The 20,852-nt window shown below is 45.6% G+C and carries 21 protein-coding genes; 12 read left to right on the top strand and 9 right to left on the bottom strand.

Annotation, left to right across the window (positions count from 1 at the left end; translation table 11 throughout):
• Positions 1 to 101 precede the first annotated feature (101 nt).
• Both B5Z18_RS21350 and mqnC read right to left on the bottom strand, forming a co-directional pair.
• Complete coding sequence (locus B5Z18_RS21350) at positions 102 to 725, bottom strand: hypothetical protein (protein ID WP_079471525.1); 624 nt, start codon at positions 723 to 725, stop codon at positions 102 to 104.
• Between the two features lie 857 nt (positions 726 to 1,582).
• Positions 1,583 to 2,707 (bottom strand): cyclic dehypoxanthinyl futalosine synthase, encoded by a 1,125-nt coding sequence (gene mqnC, locus B5Z18_RS21345; RefSeq protein WP_079471524.1) that lies wholly within the window; start codon positions 2,705 to 2,707, stop codon positions 1,583 to 1,585.
• A gap of 163 nt (positions 2,708 to 2,870) precedes the next feature.
• Here mqnC and B5Z18_RS21340 point away from each other — a divergent pair, with 163 nt between their 5' ends.
• The 7 genes from B5Z18_RS21340 to B5Z18_RS21310 all read left to right on the top strand — a co-directional run bounded on the left by B5Z18_RS21340 (position 2,871) and on the right by B5Z18_RS21310 (position 9,431).
• Positions 2,871 to 4,073 carry an aspartyl protease family protein gene (locus tag B5Z18_RS21340; protein ID WP_079471523.1) on the top strand — a complete coding sequence of 401 codons (1,203 nt, stop codon included), beginning with the start codon at positions 2,871 to 2,873 and terminating at the stop codon, positions 4,071 to 4,073.
• A gap of 13 nt (positions 4,074 to 4,086) precedes the next feature.
• Positions 4,087 to 5,004 carry a retropepsin-like aspartic protease gene (locus B5Z18_RS21335; RefSeq protein ID WP_079471522.1) on the top strand — a complete coding sequence of 306 codons (918 nt, stop codon included), beginning with the start codon at positions 4,087 to 4,089 and terminating at the stop codon, positions 5,002 to 5,004.
• A 69-nt stretch (positions 5,005 to 5,073) separates the two neighbouring features.
• On the top strand, positions 5,074 to 6,312 hold the full coding sequence (locus tag B5Z18_RS21330) for a M16 family metallopeptidase (protein ID WP_079471521.1): 1,239 nt from the start codon (positions 5,074 to 5,076) through the stop codon (positions 6,310 to 6,312).
• Between the two features lie 43 nt (positions 6,313 to 6,355).
• Positions 6,356 to 7,636 carry a M16 family metallopeptidase gene (locus B5Z18_RS21325; protein ID WP_079471520.1) on the top strand — a complete coding sequence of 427 codons (1,281 nt, stop codon included), beginning with the start codon at positions 6,356 to 6,358 and terminating at the stop codon, positions 7,634 to 7,636.
• A gap of 115 nt (positions 7,637 to 7,751) precedes the next feature.
• Positions 7,752 to 8,558, top strand: a complete 807-nt coding sequence (locus B5Z18_RS21320; RefSeq protein WP_079471519.1) for a class I SAM-dependent methyltransferase — start codon at positions 7,752 to 7,754, stop codon at positions 8,556 to 8,558.
• 1 nt (position 8,559) lies between these two features.
• Positions 8,560 to 8,964 carry a lysozyme inhibitor LprI family protein gene (locus B5Z18_RS21315; protein ID WP_111577195.1) on the top strand — a complete coding sequence of 135 codons (405 nt, stop codon included), beginning with the start codon at positions 8,560 to 8,562 and terminating at the stop codon, positions 8,962 to 8,964.
• A gap of 65 nt (positions 8,965 to 9,029) precedes the next feature.
• The gene (locus B5Z18_RS21310) at positions 9,030 to 9,431 is read left to right on the top strand and encodes a lysozyme inhibitor LprI family protein (RefSeq protein ID WP_079471517.1); all 402 of its coding nucleotides are present in this window, start codon (positions 9,030 to 9,032) and stop codon (positions 9,429 to 9,431) included.
• Positions 9,432 to 9,476: 45 nt separating this feature from the next.
• On the opposite strand, the gene B5Z18_RS21305 is transcribed toward B5Z18_RS21310, so the two are convergent.
• Positions 9,477 to 10,616, bottom strand: a complete 1,140-nt coding sequence (locus B5Z18_RS21305; RefSeq protein ID WP_079471516.1) for a formimidoylglutamase — start codon at positions 10,614 to 10,616, stop codon at positions 9,477 to 9,479.
• A gap of 119 nt (positions 10,617 to 10,735) precedes the next feature.
• Complete coding sequence (locus B5Z18_RS21300; protein ID WP_079471515.1) at positions 10,736 to 10,984, bottom strand: hypothetical protein; 249 nt, start codon at positions 10,982 to 10,984, stop codon at positions 10,736 to 10,738.
• A 371-nt stretch (positions 10,985 to 11,355) separates the two neighbouring features.
• Here B5Z18_RS21300 and B5Z18_RS21295 point away from each other — a divergent pair, with 371 nt between their 5' ends.
• Complete coding sequence (locus B5Z18_RS21295; protein WP_079471514.1) at positions 11,356 to 12,450, top strand: glycosyltransferase; 1,095 nt, start codon at positions 11,356 to 11,358, stop codon at positions 12,448 to 12,450.
• Positions 12,451 to 12,522: 72 nt separating this feature from the next.
• On the opposite strand, the gene B5Z18_RS21290 is transcribed toward B5Z18_RS21295, so the two are convergent.
• A complete protein-coding gene (locus B5Z18_RS21290) occupies positions 12,523 to 12,852 on the bottom strand; it encodes an arsenate reductase family protein (protein WP_079471513.1) in 330 nt (109 codons plus the stop codon).
• 99 nt (positions 12,853 to 12,951) lie between these two features.
• Between B5Z18_RS21290 and polA the strand changes: the two genes are divergently transcribed.
• The 3 genes from polA to B5Z18_RS21275 all read left to right on the top strand — a co-directional run bounded on the left by polA (position 12,952) and on the right by B5Z18_RS21275 (position 17,712).
• The gene (gene polA / locus B5Z18_RS21285) at positions 12,952 to 15,765 is read left to right on the top strand and encodes a DNA polymerase I (protein ID WP_079471512.1); all 2,814 of its coding nucleotides are present in this window, start codon (positions 12,952 to 12,954) and stop codon (positions 15,763 to 15,765) included.
• A 149-nt stretch (positions 15,766 to 15,914) separates the two neighbouring features.
• The gene (locus B5Z18_RS21280) at positions 15,915 to 16,439 is read left to right on the top strand and encodes a GNAT family N-acetyltransferase (protein WP_079471511.1); all 525 of its coding nucleotides are present in this window, start codon (positions 15,915 to 15,917) and stop codon (positions 16,437 to 16,439) included.
• Positions 16,440 to 16,566: 127 nt separating this feature from the next.
• On the top strand, positions 16,567 to 17,712 hold the full coding sequence (locus B5Z18_RS21275) for a C1 family peptidase (protein WP_079471510.1): 1,146 nt from the start codon (positions 16,567 to 16,569) through the stop codon (positions 17,710 to 17,712).
• 205 nt (positions 17,713 to 17,917) lie between these two features.
• On the opposite strand, the gene B5Z18_RS21270 is transcribed toward B5Z18_RS21275, so the two are convergent.
• Entirely contained in the window at positions 17,918 to 18,286 is a 369-nt protein-coding gene (locus B5Z18_RS21270; protein ID WP_079471509.1) for a hypothetical protein, read from the bottom strand.
• A gap of 4 nt (positions 18,287 to 18,290) precedes the next feature.
• Positions 18,291 to 18,908, bottom strand: coding sequence for an L-threonylcarbamoyladenylate synthase (locus B5Z18_RS21265; RefSeq protein WP_079471508.1), 618 nt, complete (start codon positions 18,906 to 18,908; stop codon positions 18,291 to 18,293).
• A gap of 75 nt (positions 18,909 to 18,983) precedes the next feature.
• Between B5Z18_RS21265 and mtgA the strand changes: the two genes are divergently transcribed.
• Positions 18,984 to 19,700 carry a monofunctional biosynthetic peptidoglycan transglycosylase gene (gene mtgA, locus B5Z18_RS21260; RefSeq protein WP_079471507.1) on the top strand — a complete coding sequence of 239 codons (717 nt, stop codon included), beginning with the start codon at positions 18,984 to 18,986 and terminating at the stop codon, positions 19,698 to 19,700.
• On the opposite strand, the gene B5Z18_RS21255 is transcribed toward mtgA, so the two are convergent.
• Both B5Z18_RS21255 and pnuC read right to left on the bottom strand, forming a co-directional pair.
• Positions 19,701 to 20,225 carry an AAA family ATPase gene (locus B5Z18_RS21255; RefSeq protein ID WP_079471506.1) on the bottom strand — a complete coding sequence of 175 codons (525 nt, stop codon included), beginning with the start codon at positions 20,223 to 20,225 and terminating at the stop codon, positions 19,701 to 19,703.
• A complete protein-coding gene (gene pnuC, locus B5Z18_RS21250; protein ID WP_079471786.1) occupies positions 20,222 to 20,845 on the bottom strand; it encodes a nicotinamide riboside transporter PnuC in 624 nt (207 codons plus the stop codon). Before pnuC ends, B5Z18_RS21255 begins: the two co-directional genes overlap by 4 nt.
• Positions 20,846 to 20,852 lie beyond the last annotated feature (7 nt).

Genomic DNA, 20,852 nt, shown 5'->3' with positions numbered 1-20,852 from the left:
CCCGTAAAATCCAACCAGCTCGCAGTAAATAGCCGCTGACCTTTAGTTTTAGTGTACAAAAACTAAAAGCCCGCGGCTGTTTATTCCCTATTTATTACCGTTTACTGTTTTGCTAACAACTGTTGTTTAGCCATATCTTTTACTACCTGCTGGGCGTATAATACGGCCATTCTTTCCGTTGTTGGCGGGTCGAAAGACTGTGACTGTACGGAGTACAGCATTTGTCCGCTTTTCATATCATACAGGTTAGCTTCCCACTGATACTTGGTGTTGTAGGTATAGTATCCCGGTGCATACATCCTGGACGACCACATAGAGTAATAAGGCCAGAAGCCATAGTAGCCGTAAGGTGAATAACTGGGAACAAAGTTTCTTTCCCTGCCTTTATCCAGCATTACAATGGTCATGATCTGGTTTACATCACTACCCTGTAATTGCTTCAACACCTGCTTTTCATTCATTTTAGCCATGTCGTTGGGGCCGTAGGTCTGGAGTGCAGATACGGCATTATATCCCTTTCTTCTCAGTTCCGATACGGTATAATTTTCCATCTGGCTGCGCAGGGTACGGTCTCTCTGAGGTACCAGCGCCATTACCATTATTTTGTTATCCTTTTGCAGTTGCTGTGCATCATTGGAACGCCAGGAAGACGTTACTTTGGTGCTTGAACAGGCTGCCATGACGATCATTGCAAATCCCGCCATGATAAGACCCAGCTTTTTCATATTCCCTCCTTTAGTTTAATTAGTTAGTTTGTAACTGTTAGACGTAGAACAAGACGATTTGTAACATGTACACGATAGTTTTAACAAATCTTTGAGACTTGTTAATGATTTGCTAATGAATGGTTTATGCACAATAAAAAAGTGCTTGCCCTGGGATGCTTAGCGGAAGTTGTCCTGGGACACTGATTACGCTGATTTTACTGATTGGCTATTGTGATTTTGAGGGATTTGGGGAGATGAGTACACTCGTCAGATTTTAATTTCTGCATTGATATTTCTCTGGAAAATTGGCTTTATTTTCGCTTTTTGTATGATTTTCGGAAAATTCAGTGAATTTGAACGGCTTTTCTCCATCACCATTCTTTAAATAGTTTAAAAAGATGAGCCCGTTTAAGGGCAAGGGTTTATTGAATGCCGTTCACTCACTTTCGCCGGTATATCAGGGTACTGTTTCACTTATAGGGCAGAATTGCGCACAACGGCCCGAATTTTTTCGTCTGTAATGCCCTGTGGTAAACGATCCTGGGATCAAGTCCACGTCCCCTCCACGTCACCTCCACGTCACCTCCATGTAATAAGCATGTGCTAAGTATCTGCTAAGTATCTGCTAAGCGTATGCTACGTAGGAACGAAGCATCCTAAAAGCAATCTTTAAAGGCAATTTTTATTCAATCCCTATCATCCCCCTCACCAATCTCCCAAAAGCCAAAATCACAAAAGCCAATCAACAAAATCAGTGTAATCAGTGTCCCAGGACAACCTCGGCTAACCTTCGCTAAAATCACAAAACCCTGATCAGCCAATCAGCATGATCAGGGTTCCGGGACAACCTCTTGTTTAAGTTAGTATTTTTCTTATCAGTAGTTGATTACCTGTTCTTCAATAGCGGCAGGCAGCTCTCTGAATTTGTACAATTGTGTGCGTAACTGCGGTTCAAAACCGGCTTCACGGATCGCCTCCTGCATAGACAGGTAGGTGAAACGATGCGGCGCTCCGGCGGCGCTTACCACATTTTCCTCGATCATGATAGAACCAAAGTCGTTGGCGCCGGCGTGCAGGCAAAGCTGCGCCACCTGTTTACCCACGGTTAACCACGATGCCTGGATATTTTTAATATTCGGCAGCATGATGCGGCTCATGGCGATCATACGGATATATTCTTCTGCGGTAGTCATGTTGTGTACGCCACGGATCCTTGCCAGCAGGGTATCCACATCCTGGAATGTCCAGGGGATAAAGGCAGTAAAGCCATAATTCCCTTCCGGCTTTTCGCTTTGTACCTGCCGGATATCCACCAGGTGTTCAAAACGTTCCAGCACCGTTTCCACGTGACCAAACATCATGGTAGCGGAAGAGGCAATGTTCAGTTTGTGCGCTGCACGCATTACATCCAGCCACTCCTGCGCACCGCATTTTCCTTTGGAAATGAGGCGGCGTACGCGGTCGTTCAGGATCTCAGCACCGGCGCCTGGAAGACTGTCCATGCCCGCTTCCTGCAGGGCGCGAAGCACTTCTATATGCGTGCTTTTTTCCAGTTTGGTAATATGTGCTACTTCGGGGGGCCCGAGGGTATGTAATCTTAATGCAGGATATAACTGTTTCAGTTCTCTGAAGAGATCTACGTAAAAGCTGAGGCCCAGTTCCGGGTGGTGTCCTCCCTGTAACAACAGCTGGTCGCCGCCATACTTAAGGGTTTCCTCGATCTTCTTTTTGTACTCTTCAATTGGCGTAATATAAGCCTCTTTGTGGCCGGGAATGCGATAAAAGTTACAAAACTTGCAGTTGGCCGTGCATACATTGGTGGTATTTACGTTCCTGTCTATCTGCCAGGTTACCTTTCCATGTGGAACCTGTTGCTTGCGTAACTCGTTGGCTATTTCCATCAATTCTGCCAGTGGAGCATTTTCAAACAGGTAAACGCCCTCTGCTGCTGTCAGAAACTCAAAGTTCTGCGCCTTTTTGTATAAATCCTGAAGTTCCATATGCTGTGTTTCTAACCCTGAATAACTTCAGCAAAGGTAGTATTTAGGCAATTAACCGCCTGTAATAAAAATATTTTATACGAACACTATTTAATGTTAAATTTATAGCAATACACATCCCCTGCATCAACCAAGTATGCTTAGACCAATTCTGTTACACGTTATGCTGCTTCTGGCAGCCGCCGGTATATCGATGAGCACCCAAGCCGGAAATGCCACGTTCGATAACGATAGTACACGCGAAGCTATGCTGCTTACGCGCTTCCACTTCAAGCAATACTATGGGGGAGTTGTAGTGATCCAGGCATTGGTCAGCAATTATCCTGATACCCTTCAGTTCATCCTCGATACAGGCAGTGCAGGCATTTCACTGGATACTTCTACCTGCGTGCGACTGGGAATAAGCATGGAACCATCAGACCGGATCATTAAAGGTCTTGGCAGCTCCAAGCCGGTGTCTTTTGCGCGGCATCACTCCCTGAAGCTGCCCGGGTTAAAGGTCGACAGCCTCGACTTCCACATCAACGACTATGAGCTGATCAGCCAGGTGTATGGCATACAGGTAGATGGCATCATTGGCTATAGCTTGCTGAGCCGGTATATTGTGACGATAGATTATGATACCGAAGAAATTATTATTTATTCCAAAGGAAAATATACTTATCCCAAAGGTGGTCAACTATTGCGACCATCCCTTACACAGATCCCGCTGATATCCGCCCCCCTGAAGAACTCCGTGCGCACCATCACCAACCGTTATTATTTCGATACCGGTGCCGGTATGTGCCTGTTGCTGTCGTCCCAGTTTGTAAACGACAGCAGCGTATTACAGGGCAAAAGACGCCGCACCAAAAAAATCATACAAACCGAAGCCCAGGGCCTCGGTGGGAAGATGACCATGTCGCTCACCACCGTCAATGAATTCCGCATCGGCAACTACAGTTTCCGGAATGTGCCCACTTATGTGTTCGATGATAAAAGCAACGTTACCGCTTATCCTTTTCTTGGCGGAATGATAGGGAACGATTTGCTCCGCCGTTTCAACATCACACTCAACTACGGCAAAAAGGAAATATACATGCTGCCCAACACGCATTTCCGTGATATGTTCGACTATTCCTACACAGGTCTGATCATCTACCTGATCGATGGAAGGGTTGAAGTAACTGATATTATCAAAGGATCGCCGGCAGAAAAAGCAGGCTTCAAAACAGGCGATATTATCATGGGCATCAACAATAACCTGGGCCCAAACCTCCAGCTGTTCCGCGAATTATTGAAAAACATAGGCACCAGGGCCACCTGCCTGGTAAGCCGGGATAAAGAACTCCTCATTAAAAAATTGCCAATAAAAAGTATTCTTTGACGTTATTTGTGTCATGTGGCGCTTTTTATTGACAGTAACCATCGTATTCAGCTATGCCCTAATGCCTGCCCATGCCCAGCGCAGAGGCTCATCAGCAGCAGCAACGGATAACAGCAAACCAGTAGCCGTCATTCCCTTCCAACTGGTAAACCGGCAGGTGATTATCCCTGTTGCGGTTTCCGGCAGTTCAGATACCCTTCATTTTATTTTTGACAGCGGGGCAGAAGTAACCGTGATGAACATCGCCACAGCCGCCAAACTACAGCTCAGAAATGCAGGGAATGCCTTCTTAACCGGCACCAACAATGCAATGGCTAAAACGGAACTGGCTACCCTGAATGCCCTCTATCTCAAAGAACTCCGGTTGCCTTATGTGAAAGTATACCTGGAAAACCTCAGCAACCTGGGGCCGGTAGACGGGATCATAGGAATCGCTTTGCTAAAGCTTTACATCGTAAAAATTGACTACCGTTCCAAACAGCTCGTACTGTATAAGTCCGGGAAAACGCCCGTTGGCAATACCGGCCGGCTGCTGCATTTTCAGCTGAATTTCAGCACACCGGTGATTGATGCCTCCATCCAGCTGCCCGATGGCCGCCGCTTACCCGGCCATTATCACATCACCACCGGCGGCGACTATGGCATCCTTTTTAACTGGCCCTATGTAGATAAATACAAACTCAATACCCTGCTTCCCACCATCAATACAGACCGCGTACAGGATATGCTGAAGGTATTGTACTACATCAATAGTTCGGTGCCCTCACTGGAAATGGGCGGCCGCAGCATCCCTAATGTGCCGGTGAGCTACAGCAAGGATATCGACGACCTCGGCGTATTCACAGAAGTAGCCGGCTCCATTGGTTATGATATCTGGAAAGACTACACGCTTACCATTAATTACGATAAGAAGGAACTGTACCTCGAGTAGCTTTTTGTTGCTTTGAGCTGAAAGCTTACCGTAATTCCCTATTTTTACCATATTGACCAATAAAAAGATATGATCCATTATAATAAGTTTACGCTGGCAAACGGACTGAGGGTAATTGTTCACGAAGACCATACTACGCCAATGGCGGTAATAAATGTACTGTATGATGTAGGAGCGAGAGATGAGAATCCGGCTCAAACCGGCTTTGCCCACCTGTTTGAACACCTGATGTTTGGCGGATCCATCAATATTCCCTCTTACGATGAACCATTACAAATGGCTGGTGGCGAAAATAACGCGTACACCACCAGTGATCTGACCAACTACTACATTCAGCTTCCGGCAGAAAATATTGAAACCGGTTTCTGGCTGGAAAGTGACCGCATGCTCTCCCTGGCCTTTGATGAGAAAAGCCTGGATGTGCAACGCAAAGTAGTATCAGAAGAATTTAAAGAACATTACATCAATAAACCTTATGGAGATGTATGGCATAAAATGCGCGAGCTGTCGTACACTACCCATCCCTATCGCTGGATGACCATCGGTAAAGAATTATCACATATTGAAAATGCTAAACTGGAAGATGTAAAAGCATTTTTCTTTAAGTATTACCGGCCCATAAATGCCATTCTTTCCGTAGGCGGTAACGTTACGGTAGACCAGGTGAAAGCGCTCGCAGAAAAATGGTTCGGCGACATTCCTTCCGGCGAAAAATACTATCGCAACCTGCCGGTTGAACCCGCCCAAACGGCCGCGCATAAACTGGAAGTAAAAGCCAATGTACCCCTGGATGCATTGTATAAATGCTATCACATGTACGCCCGTACGGACAAGCGTTATTATGCAGCCGACCTGATCTCCGACATCCTCGGCGGAGGCAGCTCCTCCCGCCTGAACCAGGTACTGGTAAAAGAAAAAAAACTATTCAGCAATATTGAGTGTTATCATTTTGGCAGCCTCGATGCCGGCCTGCTAACCATAGAAGGCAAACTGGTAAAAGGCGTAAAGATGAAAGATGCAGAAAAAGCCATTCAACAGGAACTGGAAAAACTGCAACAGGAAGTCATTTCAGAAAGAGAACTGCAAAAAGTAAAAAACCGCGTGGAAAGTTTGCTGGCTTTTGAAGACATGAGCCTGCTCAACCGCGCCAATAACCTGGCTTTTTATGAACTGCTGGGCGACGCTGCTCTGATGAACCGCGAATTTGAAAATTACGAAGTAGTAACCGCAGCAGAAATACATGAGGAAGCGAAACTCCTTTTTGATGAGAAGAATTCAAATACCATTTACTATTACGCTGCCAACTAAAGCAGTGACTTGTTTTCGGCCCTCACCCTTTAAATAAGACACGATGAACAGAACTATTGCCCCTCCCATTAAAGATGCGGTGGATTTCGATATAAAACTGAAGCCATATGAACAGTTCACCCTGGACAATGGCATCCCGGTATATGTAATGAAATCTGACGAACAGGAAACATTACAGCTGGAGCTGGTATTTCCTGCAGGCAGCTGGTATGAAAGCGAAAGCCTGGAAGCCACAGCCACCAACTTTCTCATGAAAAATGGTACCAGCAAACATACGTCGCAGCAAATCAACGAAAACGTAGATTATCACGGCGCTTACCTGAACCGTAATGCGTACCATGAAAACGCCACCTATACGCTTCACTGCCTCACCAAGCATACGGAAGTACTCCTCCCGGTGCTGCAGGAAGTGATCCTGGACCCAATATTCCCGGAAGAGGAACTGAACCTGTACAAGCAGAACCAGAAACAAAAACTGGCAGTAAACCTCCTCAAATGCGATTTTGTAGGGAACCGCTTTATTGATAAATACCTGTTCGGGGAATTCCATCCATATGGCCGCGTAAGCTCCATGATGGCATATGACGCCCTACAACCCGAAGGATTGCAGGCGTTTTATAAGAAGCACTATACTTACAACAACTGTAAGATCTTTGTAGCCGGCAACCTGCCTGCCAACATGATCCCGTTGCTGAATCAATATTTTGGTACCACCAAATGGAACGGAGATACACACCTGGTTAAACTCGATCTGCCCATACAACCGGCGGAAGAAAAAAAATTCAGGATCTTCAATGATGAAAATGGCGTACAGGGCGCAGTACGCGTGGCCCGTCATTTTCCAAACCGTTACCATCCCGATTTTCCGAAGATGCTGGTGTTAAACACTATTTTTGGCGGCTACTTTGGCTCCCGCCTGATGAGTAACATCCGGGAAGAAAAAGGTTATACCTACGGCATCTATTCACAGTTGTATAACTTCCGTCAAACCAGTGCGCTGAACATCCAAACGGAGGCCGGCCGCGATGTTTGCGAAGCTACCATCGATGAAATTTACAAGGAGCTGCTACGCCTGCAGAATGAACCTGTTCCGAAAGAAGAACTGGACCTGGTTCGTAACTACATGATAGGTTCCATCCTGGGCGACCTGGACGGCGCTTTCCAGCTGATCCAGCGCTGGAAAAACCTCATCCTGAACGACCTGGATGAAAACTACTTCTACAATAACATCAAAACTATCAAAACCATTACCGCTGAAGAATTGCAGCAGCTGGCGAAACAGTACTTTACGCCGGGCGATTTTTATGAACTGGTAGTGATTTAAAAAGATATATGCCGACAAAAAAATAAAAGGTTTCCATTAACGGAAACCTTTTATTTTTGGATAACCTGTATTATCCCCATCCACTGGAAATCAAAGTACCTTAAACACTGTGCTCATGGAACCATTACCTGATTATCTTTCAACAAATAAAGAGCTATGGAATAAGCGTACAGGCGTTCACGTACGGTCTGATTTTTACGACCTTCCCGGCTTTCTTGATGGAAAAAATTCCCTGAAAGAAATAGAATTACAGTTACTTGAAACGGTACAGGATAAGCAGATCCTTCACCTGCAATGCCATTTCGGGCAGGACACCCTGTCTCTTGCCAGGATGGGCGCCACCGTAACAGGAGTGGACCTTTCCGATGCTGCCATTACGCTGGCAAATGAGCTGGCGATTCAATCCGGGCTTGAGAAAAAAGCCCGCTTCGTTTGCTGCGACGTTTATAGCGCGCCCAATCACCTGGACGGTGTTTTTGATACGGTATTCACCTCTTACGGAACTATTGGCTGGCTACCGGACCTTGATAAATGGGCAGCCGTAGTGAATCATTTTCTGAAACCGGGCGGATCATTCGTGATGGCAGACTTTCATCCCGTTATCTGGATGTTTGATGACAACATTAAAGAAATCATCTACAGCTATTTTAACACCCAAACCATTGTGGAAGAAACTACCGGAACCTACACCGATGGAGGCAGCGATATCCGGCATACTTCCTATTCCTGGAATCATCCGCTGAGTGAGATCGTTTCTTCATTAACCGCGCAGGGATTGCAGCTCCGGGTATTCCAGGAGTTTGATTATTCTCCCTATAACTGTTTTAGTAACACCATCGAAAAAGATGGCCGTTTTTATATCCGGGGAATGGAAGGAAAACTGCCAATGGTATATGCTTTTAAATTCTTCAAACCTTTATAACATGAAATCTCTTGTTCTATTTCTTTTACTGGTTACAGGCAGCATGGCCGCCTTTTCACAGTCGCAGTCAGAATTAAATAAACAGGCCGGCCAGGAATATAAAGAGGCCGACAAAAAGCTGAATGATATCTACCAGCTGATCCTGAAAGATTATGCCGCCAACAAAGCATTCATTAAAAACCTGAAAGATGCGCAGCGGATCTGGATACAATTCCGTGATGCACAGGTACAGGCGATGTATCCTGCTGCCGCCAAAAGCTATGGCAGTGCATTTCCCATGTGCCGGGCCGGTTACCTCACCGAACTTACAAATCAGCGTACCGAAGCCCTGCGGGTTTGGCTGAACGGACTACCACAGGGAGATGTTTGCACCGGCTCTATCGGCGATAAACTGGGCAACCAATAAGAAGGACTACTGATATTAGTATTTTATTAAATATATTTTGTATATTTGATGATCACACAGTCCCTATGCGAAACCTGATCATCCTTCTTGCGTTATTCCTGTGTTCGAAAGCGTATTCACAATCACAACAAACAGCGCTGGACACACTTGAAATCCGCTACCAGCAGTGCCTTGGCAATAGCCACAATATGTATAGCTGCGCAGTTACCTATTATAAACAGCTGGACAGTTTACTGAATACCACTCTCCGCTATCTCTATTCCAGCCTGAATACCGGGCGGCAGCAAAAGCTGCAGGAAGAACAGCTGGCATGGGAAACAAAGAAAGAAGAATATTTTAAGAAGATAGATGAGCGGGTGGAGAAGATGCATAAACGCACGATGGAAGGATTGGATGATGAAATGATTTCCACTGATAATAAGGCTGCTTTCATCAAAGAGCGGTTAACTACTCTTCTCAATATTTGATATTGTCTCCGTACAATGATGTTCATTGTACGGAGACAATAACGCTTAAAGTCTTTCCTGGTGGCGCAGCCAGCGCTCCGGCATTTCATTGTTGCTGGCCATCAGGTAATCGTTATACGCACATGGTACAAATTCGCGGTCGGGGAGCTGCATCCACCAGCGGCCTGTTTTCTTGCTCTTCAGGAAAACGGTTTCTATATCGGAGAAGGCTATATGAAATTCCCAGAAAGCATCGCGGTCGTCCAGCAGGGCTTCTTTATTTTTCACAGCGCGTCCATCCATAAAGTACCACATCATCTGGGAAATTTGCCGGGCGGTCAGGTGTTCTTTGTCTTTTTCAGGGCGGTAGCCGTAGATACCAAAAGAGGAGAGGCGGCTGCTCATACCAGCGTACCTGGCCAGGGAGCAGGCTTCTTCACCGCTGAAGCCATTGGGCGAAAGCTGGTTGGCCGGCGCATCTGTGTGCCGGATAATATTGATATCAAGACTGAATAAATCTGAGTGGCGTAATACCGGTTCTGCTTCCTCCATATTTTCACGGATGCGGCCAAGACGGTAGCAGTCGAAGCGAAGCTTATCCAATGTTTCTAACATCCGCGGATGTACGAAATAACTCTGGAAACCGATATGATTGTAATGACGCAGGTAGTTGGGTTGCTCAGTGAGGATGTCCATTAAAAAGCGTTCGCTGCGTATACTGGAGTCTTCTTTCAGGTCGATCAGCGCATCGGCAACAGTGGCTTCAATAATTAATTGTTGCGACGCATAGGCTTTATATTGCGGGTAGGTAAGATCGTGCGAACCGCCCAGGATGATCACGGTTTTATTGGCGGCTAATAATTCTGCAACAACTGTTTTCATAGCAGCATATGCATCTGCGAGAAATGCACCTGGCAGCAGGTTGCCAACATCCGCGAGTTTGATATCGCGGTGCCAGTTGTACAAGCGGAAAAATTCGCGGCGAATAGCATCAGGACCGTGTGTATCCGTTTTGCCGGATTCACTGCCTCTTTCTTCTCCTACACCCAGCAAAATAATATCTGCTGCGTCTATATCCGGATGGTGATCATCTTCGTATGCGTCAATTACACCGCCCACCTGGAATGGATCGTATTCCTGGTCATCGTTTAAAAATGCCTTTGAAACAGGATGTAGGAAATCCTGCAGATGCGAAAAATCTGCCATCAGTAAATTGCGTTTATTTGATGGCAAACGTACAACAAGAATTTAAAAAAAAGCAAAACCAGGCAGATAAGGGCAGCGGGTCAAAGCTACTATAACGGGAATTTGTAGAGGTAAGGCTACTAGTTCTTGTGAATAATAAATTCGAAAGGCTTATGCGACTTACGTGAAATTGCTTTTTCCAGCACGGTTCGTTTGCTGGTAATCCGACTCTTGTTACAATCCATAACTTCCATAACTGCACAGAGATAATCCATCGTCTCAATCAACGAAAGCATTTCGCTGATTTGTCTCACCGCAGATTGGATCTGCTGTTCCGTGTACCTATCTTCATGTAGCAGGATTAATAAATCTCTATCTACAGGTTTCATGAATAAAAAATTTGACTGTTCCCCGAAATATTGTTTGGCCAGGTATCAAAGGATAGTTCAAAAAGATAAGGCAAAAATTGTTTAGTTGTCAGTCGTTGTCAAAGTCGTCGTTGCTATCAAACAGATCGTCTTATTTAGTGCATTCTTTTTTTATTCATGGTAGGACAACCGCAATCGTTTTTCTTAAAAACTTTACACCCTTCCATCATCAGGCATCCACAAAGAAAAATGACTACGATCCATTTTATACTTTTCATACTACTATACTAATTATATACTGGCTATTTTTGAATACCTTCCTTAAGTGTTTACCTTTTCTTAACAATGCCCTTTTGTAATTTAAGCTAAATTCGTAAAAAATATTAAAATATTTGTCCACAATTATTGCGTCCCGAAAAATTTTAATCGTTCCCCTGGATTGGGGCCTTGGACACGCCACCCGGGATATTCCGCTCATCCGTGAAATGCTAAACGCAGGTTGTCAGGTTTTTATTGCAGCGGAGGGCAAACACGCAGCCCTGCTACAGCAGGAATTCCCGCAACTGACCATACTTCCACTGCCTGGCTACCGCATTCAATATGCACAAAAAGGACAGTTTTTCGGACTGAAAATCATCCAGCAGATACCCAAGATTTTCCGTGCCATAAACTATGAGCAGAGATGGTTGAAGAAGATAGTCGCTGAGTATCAAATCAATGCAGTTATTTCAGACAACCGCTTTGGCTTATATCATAAAAATATTCCTACTGTTTTCATTACCCACCAGCTCCTCATTAAAACGCCTTTTGGTGGTTGGATAGAGCGGACCCTGCAAAAAATAAATTATCGTTTTATTAACAAATACAGCGCCTGCTGGATTCCCGATTTCCCCGGCAGCAACAATCTCTCCGGCGAACTGGCGCATCCCGGCCAATTACCTGCCCATACCACCTATATCGGTTGCCTGAGCAGGTTTGAGCCCAAACCCGGCGTGGAAAAAAAGTACGATCTGCTGGTGCTGATCTCCGGACCGGAGCCACAGCGCTCCAACCTGGAAAAGCTGATCCTGGACCAGGTTAAATCCTTGTCCATCACCGCACTGATCGTCAGCGGAAAGCCCGGCACGCCACAACACGAACAGGTAGCCCCGGGCGTTACACAAATTAATCACCTCAACGCCAGCGAATTAAACGAAGCCATGCTGGCGTCAGATATGGTATTGAGCCGCTCCGGGTATACTACCCTGATGGATCTGGCCAAACTGAATAAAAAAGCAATCCTTATCCCTACACCCGGACAATCAGAGCAGGTATACCTGGGCGAATACCTGATGGAGAAAGGGTACTTCTATTCCCTTCCACAGGAACGCTTTCATCTGAAAACAGCGCTGGACGAAGCATCCCGCTTCCCGTTCCGGTCTTTTCACCATGAACAGGATATGAACCAGTACAAACAGGTAGTACAACAGTTTGTACAGTCACTCTGAGCTTATTTAAAAAAAGGGGATGTCTGAAAAACTCAGACATCCCCTTTTAGTTCCATATCGTTAAAAAGACTGCTAAATATTTTTCACGTCTGCACCGGCATAAATCTTTCCACCTGTAATAGCCACCGGGCGCTTCAGAAATGAATACTCCTGTAATATCAGGCTACGGTAATCATCTTCCGTTAACGTTTTTTCATGTAATCCCATTGGCCGGTACTGTTGCGATCTGCGGCTGAATAAAGATTCATAGCTGCCGGAAAGCGCCTTCATTTCATCCAGCTGCTCCGGCGTGATTTTGTCTTTCTTAATATCCTGCAAAATAAATCCACGCTCCTTTGCCTTCGTTTCTTCCAGAATTTTCTTACAGGTTCCGCAGGTCGACAAATGATAAATTTTATTCATTCTTTTTTGTTTTTTTTTATTTGTAAAGTTACATCCTCACCGTATATGGTAGTACTATCTTAATTTTGCAGATTCAAATTAAATCTTGTAGGTTTAGCAATGGAAAAGAAATTATTTTTACTGGACGCCATGGCACTGATTTACAGGGCTTATTACGCCCTGATCAGGAATCCCCGCATCACCAGTGCGGGTCGAAATACCAATGCGCAGTTTGGTTTCACCACTACTTTACTGGACCTCATCAATAAAGAAAAGCCTACTCATATAGCCGTTGCGTTTGACACGCACGCGCCTACCGAGCGTCATACCACTTATACTGATTATAAAGCCAATCGTGAAGATGCACCGGAGGATCTGCTGGATGCATTACCGGATATCAAACGGATCATTGAAGGTTTCAATATCCCTGTAGTAGAACTGGATGGCTATGAAGCGGATGATGTAATCGGTACGCTGGCATGGCAGGCCGCTGATGCAGGCTACACCGTTTATATGGTAACCCCGGATAAAGACTACGGACAGCTGGTACGTGATAATATATTTATCTACAAGCCGCCATACATGGGCAACAAGGAAGAGATCATGGGGCCAAAGGAAGTGTGTGAAAAGTGGCAGATCAAAGATGTACACCAGGTAATTGATATCCTCGGCCTCATGGGTGATGCAGTGGATAATATCCCCGGTATTGCCGGCATCGGTGAAAAAACGGCGATGAAACTACTGGCACAATATCATACCCTCGAAAATGTGCTGGATAACGCCGATACCATTGGTGGTAAAATGGGAGAGAAGATCAAAGCAGGTCGTGAAAATGCCCTGCTGTCCAAAGAACTGGCTACTATCATCACAGATGTACCGGTTACCTTCCATGAAGAAGATTTTTGTATCAAAGATTGTGATAAAGGAAAGCTCACCGACATTTTCATGGAGCTGGAATTTAAAACTCTTGGTAAAAGAATACTGGGAGATGGTTTTGCCGGTAGCGCCAGTGTGGAAGCTAAAGCGCGGGTGGTACAAACAGATCTCTTTGGCACCGTTGTTACAGAAGAAGTAACCGTAACCACCGAAACAGTGGAAACCGGCAACATCCTGCTGGCAGACAAAAATATTCACAATACCCCTCATGAATACGAGGTAATTGATACGCTGGAAAAAAGAACCGCCCTGTTGCAGCAGTTGCTGCAGCAGTCTGAGGTATCTTTTGACACAGAAACAACCGGCACCGATGCCAACGATGCGGAGATTGTAGGCATGAGTTTTTCCTTCAAAAAAGGCGTCGCGTACTACATTCCCATGCCGGCAGATAACACTGCCGCACGCGCCATCATTCATGAATTTACACCGCTGTTCCAGCACCCGTCCATTATACTCATCGGTCAGAATATCAAGTATGATATGCTGATCCTGAAATGGTACGGTATGGAAATTACCACCGCCCTGTTTGATACCATGCTGGCGCATTACCTGATTGAGCCGGAAGGCCGCAGGAGCATGGATGTGCTGAGCGCGCAATACCTCCAGTATGAACCTGTTTCCATAGAATCCCTGATCGGTAAAAAAGGAAAGGGACAAGGCAGCATGCGGGATGTGGAGATAGAAAAGATCAAGGAATATGCTGCGGAAGATGCCGACATCACATTGCAGCTAAAAGAAAAATTTGCGCCGATGCTGCCTGAAAAGGCCGTAGACAAAGTATTCTACGATATTGAAAACCCGCTGGTGAAAGTACTGGCCGACATGGAGTACGAAGGCATTGCCCTCGATACAATGGCGCTGGCCGACTATTCAAAAGAGCTGGAAATAGAAATTAAACGGGCGGAAGAAAGCGTATACGAACAGGCCGGCGTACGTTTCAAACTGGCCTCGCCAAAGCAACTGGGAGAAGTGCTGTTTGAAAAATTACAGCTGGACCCCAAAGCAAAGAAAACACGTACCGGCCAGTATGCTACCGGTGAAGATGTGCTGCAAAAGCTTTCCAACAAGCATAAAATAGTAGAGGACATCCTCATTTTCAGGGAGCTGAGCAAACTGAAATCTACCTACGTAGATTCGTTGCCGTTATTGCTGAATAAACGCACCAACCGCATACACACATCCTATAACCAGGCAGTGGCAGTAACCGGTCGTTTAAGTTCCAATAACCCCAACCTGCAGAACATTCCTATCCGTACAGACAGGGGCCGCGAAATAAGGAAAGCCTTTATTCCGCGCAATGAGGAGTTTGTGTTATTATCGGCCGATTATTCTCAGATTGAGTTGCGCATTATCGCCGCCATCAGTGAAGACAAAGAAATGATGGCCGCCTTTCAGCAGGGAATAGATATCCACGCAGCTACTGCAGCAAAGGTATATAACGTACCCCTGGAAGAAGTTACCTCCGATATGCGCCGCAATTCAAAAAGCGTAAACTTTGGAATCATCTACGGTGTGAGCGCCTTTGGCTTGTCGGAGAATCTGGGTATTCCCCGCAGTGAAGCCAAAATGCTGATTGATAACTATTTCGCCCAGTATCCATCTATCAAAAAATATATGGATGACCAGATAAAATTTGCGTCAGAAAAGGGTTATGTTCAAACCCTGCTGGGACGTAAACGCTGGTTAAAAGACATTAACTCATCTAACGCGGTAGTACGTGGCTTTGCCGAAAGGAACGCCATTAACATGCCTATCCAGGGTACTGCGGCAGATATGATCAAACTGGCAATGATTGCTATACATAAAGCGTTCAAAGAACGAAACCTCAAGTCCCGCATGCTGTTGCAGGTACATGATGAATTGGTTTTTGATGCGCATCGTTCTGAACTGGAAATTATTAAACCCCTTATATTAGATCTTATGCGTAATGCCTTGCCGTTGTCTGTTCCCGTTGAAGCGGAAATGGGTACCGGTAATAACTGGCTGGAGGCGCATTAAAATTTTGGCTGTGGCAATTGGCTTTTAGCAGGTAACATCTGATCCGCGGGAATATTTTCCCCGGCAGGATTGTTAAATGCTAAAAGCTAATGAATTAAATGCTAAAAGCTGCTATTGTATTTCCCAAAACAGTTTACTAGTTTTCAAACATGATCCAAACACCTCGACTACAATTGTTGCCGTGCTCACTGGAGCATTTCGAATTGCTATTACAGGGCAACGATCACCTGGCCGACCTGCTTGGCATTTCTATCCCGGAAGGTTGGACAGAGTATCCCGAAATGGTACTGGTGGCATATGATAAGTTACGCAACGACCCCGCCATGCTTGGCTGGTTCTTTTACCTGGTAATTCACCGCGCCGATAAGCGCCTGATTGGCGCCGGTGGCTTCAAAGGCAAGCCCAATGAAGACGGGCTCGTGGAAATGGGCTATGAAATAACAGCCGCCTACCGAGAAAAAGGGCTGGGCACCGAAATGGCCGAAGGGCTTATCCGCTTTGCCTTCGGACATTCTTACGTTCACCGGGTGATTGCCCACACCGAAGAAGAGTATAACGCCTCCGTTAAAATATTACAAAAAGCGGGGATGCGATTTGTAGGTACATTTAAAAATAAAGAAGGAGAAGATCTCTGGGAATGGGAAATTACCCGTAATCATTACCAGGAGAAATAACTGTAATTCGCGTGAACAATCATTAAAAGAAGCTGTAGCAAACCCCGTTCATCCATCTTTTCGTCCGTCAAATACCCGCTTTCCCTTATTTTTGGTCCTTGTTTTTAAACCAATCATTGATATACTCATGAAGAAATGGATAATGTGTGCAGCCATGCTTTACAGCATAGGCGCGTATGCACAAAACAGTACCAACGTAGAGGGAAGCCGCTATCAGTTTACCGTTTTAAAGAACCTGGATGCAGGAGATGTACAGAACCAGGGACGTACCGGCACCTGCTGGTCTTTTTCCGGCCTGTCTTTCTTTGAATCAGAAATACTCCGCACCGGTAAAAATAAAGGACTGAACCTCAGTGAAATGTACGTGGTACGCAAAATGTATCCGTTGAAAGCCGCTAACTATGTACGTATGCATGGAAAAGCCAACTTCGGCGAAGGTGGCGGGTTCCCGGATGACCTGCTCTGCCTCCGTGAATACGGCCTGGTTCCACAGGGTGCATATGATGGCAATAAAGGTAAAATGTACAACCATGCTGAAATGGAAAGCCTCCTGGAAGGTATGGTGAATAAAATAGGTAATGCACAGGGCACTATCAACCCCGACTGGGCAAAAGCTTTTGATGGCGTGCTCAATGCCTATATGGGCGACGCTCCGGAAAAGTTCCAGTATAACGGTAAAACATATACGCCACAGACCTTCGCAAAAGAACTGGGCCTGAACGCCGATGATTACGTACTGATTTCTTCCTTCACCCACCACCCGTACAACTCACAGTTTGTACTGGAAGTTCCGGATAACTGGAACTGGGAAAAAGTATATAACGTAAACCTGAATGACTTTACCAACATCGCTGAAAATGCTATCCTGAATGGTTACTCCATTGCATGGGCTGCTGATGTAAGCGAAAAAGGATTCAATTTCAAAGACGGACTGGCCATTGTTCCTGAAAAAGACTGGGCCGATATGTCTGCTGAAGAAAGAAGAAATGCTTTCCTGGAACCAGGCAAAGAAAAAACAATCACACCTGAGGTACGCCAGCAGGCTTTCGATAACTTCGAAACGCAGGATGATCACGGTATGCACATCGTAGGATTGGTGAAAGATCAGAACGGTAACAAATACTTCCGCGTGAAAAACTCCTGGGGCACCGACAATCCGGGTCAGGGATATTTCTACGCTTCTGAGCCTTACTTCGCATATAAAACCACCTGCTACATGGTAAACAAAAAAGCGTTACCGGCAGATATCGCAAAGAAACTGGGTATTAAATAGTTTTTTTAAAGAGATAGAAAAGAGGATTTACCTGCGGGTAAATCCTCTTTTTTTATAGGGTTCTTTTAACCATCAGATTGGGTGTTTAATGCACTTTCCCTTTCAGTTAACCATATTTATCTTTTTAAAATATATTTGCTTTGATCAACTAATTATCATTGACTTTGGCAAATATTATCTTCCAGAATAAATACAGTAAAAGAGATCAACGTTTTCCTTCCTGTTGCTGGGCATAAGAATAGCTTCCTAAACGGAACTTGAGAGGCACTCCTGTTTGTTTCTGCCAAACCCATTCTTTCTTACAAAAAAAACCAAAGTGCTGTTGGTAATAAGCATCGGCCGCAAGGCGGTAAACCGGTGCAGCTACAGGAACCGGAGCGGGGAATTTCCGGGCGGAAGAGGAAAGCAACGTGGCTGGCTTTAATGTGAAGCCAGCAGTATCAGACAGCATAAAAGGCAACGGCTTCACCGTTACCAACGACACCGGCGCTACCGGTTTCAATATAACCGTTTGCGCCCCGGCCATCATGCCGGGGAATAAACAAACCACACTTATCCACCACCGCTTTTGCATATGATCAGGATATTTCTTCAAAACTTCCAATACCCTCACGGATCAACACCGGCTCTGCACCAGTACAATCCACCACAGTAGAAAAACCCATACCGCCGGGACCACCGTCTATTACAATATCTACCTGGTTGCCAAACTTCTCATAAATGATCTCCGGGTCTGTGTATTCTTCCACGTAATCTTCTATCGGCAGCGTGGTACTCATAATAGGATTGCCAAGTTCTTTTACAATGGTGCGGCAAATATTATTGTCGGGCACCCTGATACCCACGGTATCTTTTTTCGTTTTCAATAACTTGGGCACCATCCTGCTGGCCGGCAAAATAAAGGTATACGGGCCTGGCAATGCCTTTTTCAACATACGGAAAACGGGCGTATCCACACTCTTCGCGTAGTCGGACAAATGACTCAGGTCGTAACAGATAAATGAGAAATTTGCTTTTTTCGGATCTATCTGTTTAATCCTCGCAATACGCTCTATGGCCTTATGTTGTGTAATATCGCAGCCCAAACCATAAACCGTATCGGTTGGATAAATAATAATTCCTCCGTCTTTTAAACATTCAATGATCGTTTTTAAATGACGGGGATTCGGGTTATCCGGGTGTACGTTTAATAGCATATATAAAGTTAACGATTGTGTTTCACTTTCAGGTTTTTAGCCTACCTTTCGTCCCGATTTTTCTAAACCTACGCGATGAATTTAAAAGGCATTGTTCCCAGAACGTGGAGGAGATTGAAGAGAGTAGTACTGGTTTTAATTGTTGCACAATTTTTATACATCCTCTTATTGAAATGGGTGAACCCGCCTATTACCATTACAGAAATCGGCAGCTGGTTCAGCCTTTGGGGAACAGATAAAAAACTACAGAAAACGTGGGTAAGCTACGATGAAATATCCCAACACGCCAAACTGGCTGTAATAGCCAGCGAGGACCAGCTTTTTACGGATCATAATGGCTTCGACTTTAAGTCCATCGAGAAAGCGATGAAGCATAACCAGCAAAGCAAAAAAATAAAGGGTGCGAGTACGATCAGTCAGCAGGTCGCTAAAAATGTTTTCCTCTGGCAGGGCCGCAGCTGGCTGCGCAAGGGGTTGGAAGTATACTTCACTTTCATGATTGAAAAAATATGGGGCAAGCAGCGTATCCTGGAAGTATACCTGAACGTGGCAGAAATGGGAGAGGGCGTGTTTGGAGTGGAAGCCGCGTCACAGGCAAACTATCAAAAAAGCGCCGCCAGCCTGAACAGGGAGGAAGCCGCCATGATTGCCGCCTGTTTACCCAACCCGCTTAAATATACCATCAATCCGCCTGCGCGGATCACGGCTTACCGTCAGCGTAAAATACTGGTACAAATGCGTAACCTGGCGCCGGACCCCGATATCATGGAGCTGGTTACCGGCAGAAAGTAATCAGGTTCTGTTCAGCAACTCTTGCACTGCCGCTATCGCCAGGGCTTCGCGCTCTTCATAACTGCCCCTGATATCTTTCCATGCAGCACCGGAATTAGCTACTATCTCCCGGTAAATATTATAAAAATAATGGCGCATTTCCGGATCGGGATATTCCCGCTGCGGATCTTCTTCCCACGGCAGATCAATATAAGTGAGCAGGTACAGATCGCACTGCTGGCGGGCAATCTGCTGTAAGATACGCGGATCGCAGCGGCCGTATTTATGTTCGCTCCACACTTTAATCACATACAGATCAGTATCGCAGATCAGCACGTTGTTAGCCTGCCGCGCCATATGTTGCTCCAGCGCTATCTGGCCGGCGGCAATTTCCAGCAAATCGGATTCTTCGTATGGCCGTTGGAGTTGGTCAATATACTCACGGGCATACTCCGGCGTCCATACCGTATTAAAATGCGCCGCCAGCTTTTCGCTGAGGGTGCTCTTCCCGGTAGATTCAGGCCCTATAACAACTACTTTCTTCATTTATGAGACATTTCTCTTTGCAGCACTTCTTTTCTCCAGCTAAGATATCCGAATATGGCAATGGTAAATAAAAAGACGGTTAACCCGGCAGTAAGATACAGATGCTTATATAACAACAGCGGGATGGCTACAAGGTTGGAAATATTGAGCAGTATCCAGTTTTCCAGTTTGCGCTTGGCCAGTAACCACATACCCGCGCAGGCTGTGGCAGATACAAAGGCATCCATCACCGGAACATTGGAATCGGAAAAACGGCTTAACAGGAAATAGAAAATTCCCCAGCCGGCCAATGCAATGAAAACGGCGGTAGTCAGCTCTTTACTGTTGCTGCGCATCACCGGCGTTGCCGGCTGCTCCGGGCCCTTCTTTGCCCAATAGATCCAGCCGTATACGCTCATCACGAGGTAATACGCATTCAGCGCGGCATCGGCATACAGCTTGAAATGTTCCCTCGACAGGAGATAGGTATAAATACCCGTGCTCACAATGCCGGTAGGATATACCAGTATGTTATTATTTTTTTGAAAGATGACCGATAAGACAGCAAAGAAAACGGCTACTGCTTCCAGCCAGGTCATCTGGTGAAGACCTTCTAATATGCCCTGGTATAAATCGTTCATAGTGCGA

Origin of the sequence: Chitinophaga ginsengisegetis (genome assembly GCF_900168065.1) — a bacterium.
In the GTDB taxonomy this organism is placed as follows: Bacteria; Bacteroidota; Bacteroidia; order Chitinophagales; family Chitinophagaceae; genus Chitinophaga; species Chitinophaga ginsengisegetis.
The sequence above is the reverse complement of the archived record's forward strand: the minus strand, read 5'-3'. Positions and strand labels throughout refer to the sequence as shown.

Excerpts from the sequence above, each read along its gene's own strand:
- B5Z18_RS21270 (WP_079471509.1), bottom strand. The coding sequence starts at position 18,286 with ATGCAAAAGCGGTGGTGGATAAGTGTGGTTTGTTTATTCCCCGGCATG.
- B5Z18_RS21275 (WP_079471510.1), top strand. The coding sequence starts at position 16,567 with ATGAAGAAATGGATAATGTGTGCAGCCATGCTTTACAGCATAGGCGCG.
- B5Z18_RS21290 (WP_079471513.1), bottom strand. The coding sequence starts at position 12,852 with ATGAATAAAATTTATCATTTGTCGACCTGCGGAACCTGTAAGAAAATT.
- mtgA (WP_079471507.1), top strand. The coding sequence starts at position 18,984 with ATGAATTTAAAAGGCATTGTTCCCAGAACGTGGAGGAGATTGAAGAGA.
- B5Z18_RS21315 (WP_111577195.1), top strand. The coding sequence starts at position 8,560 with ATGAAATCTCTTGTTCTATTTCTTTTACTGGTTACAGGCAGCATGGCC.
- B5Z18_RS21330 (WP_079471521.1), top strand. The coding sequence starts at position 5,074 with ATGATCCATTATAATAAGTTTACGCTGGCAAACGGACTGAGGGTAATT.
- B5Z18_RS21265 (WP_079471508.1), bottom strand. The coding sequence starts at position 18,908 with ATGCTATTAAACGTACACCCGGATAACCCGAATCCCCGTCATTTAAAA.
- B5Z18_RS21255 (WP_079471506.1), bottom strand. The coding sequence starts at position 20,225 with ATGAAGAAAGTAGTTGTTATAGGGCCTGAATCTACCGGGAAGAGCACC.
- B5Z18_RS21350 (WP_079471525.1), bottom strand. The coding sequence starts at position 725 with ATGAAAAAGCTGGGTCTTATCATGGCGGGATTTGCAATGATCGTCATG.
- B5Z18_RS21320 (WP_079471519.1), top strand. The coding sequence starts at position 7,752 with ATGGAACCATTACCTGATTATCTTTCAACAAATAAAGAGCTATGGAAT.
- B5Z18_RS21310 (WP_079471517.1), top strand. The coding sequence starts at position 9,030 with ATGCGAAACCTGATCATCCTTCTTGCGTTATTCCTGTGTTCGAAAGCG.
- B5Z18_RS21305 (WP_079471516.1), bottom strand. The coding sequence starts at position 10,616 with ATGGCAGATTTTTCGCATCTGCAGGATTTCCTACATCCTGTTTCAAAG.
- B5Z18_RS21335 (WP_079471522.1), top strand. The coding sequence starts at position 4,087 with ATGTGGCGCTTTTTATTGACAGTAACCATCGTATTCAGCTATGCCCTA.
- B5Z18_RS21340 (WP_079471523.1), top strand. The coding sequence starts at position 2,871 with ATGCTGCTTCTGGCAGCCGCCGGTATATCGATGAGCACCCAAGCCGGA.
- mqnC (WP_079471524.1), bottom strand. The coding sequence starts at position 2,707 with ATGGAACTTCAGGATTTATACAAAAAGGCGCAGAACTTTGAGTTTCTG.
- B5Z18_RS21280 (WP_079471511.1), top strand. The coding sequence starts at position 15,915 with ATGATCCAAACACCTCGACTACAATTGTTGCCGTGCTCACTGGAGCAT.
- pnuC (WP_079471786.1), bottom strand. The coding sequence starts at position 20,845 with ATGAACGATTTATACCAGGGCATATTAGAAGGTCTTCACCAGATGACC.
- polA (WP_079471512.1), top strand. The coding sequence starts at position 12,952 with ATGGAAAAGAAATTATTTTTACTGGACGCCATGGCACTGATTTACAGG.
- B5Z18_RS21300 (WP_079471515.1), bottom strand. The coding sequence starts at position 10,984 with ATGAAACCTGTAGATAGAGATTTATTAATCCTGCTACATGAAGATAGG.
- B5Z18_RS21325 (WP_079471520.1), top strand. The coding sequence starts at position 6,356 with ATGAACAGAACTATTGCCCCTCCCATTAAAGATGCGGTGGATTTCGAT.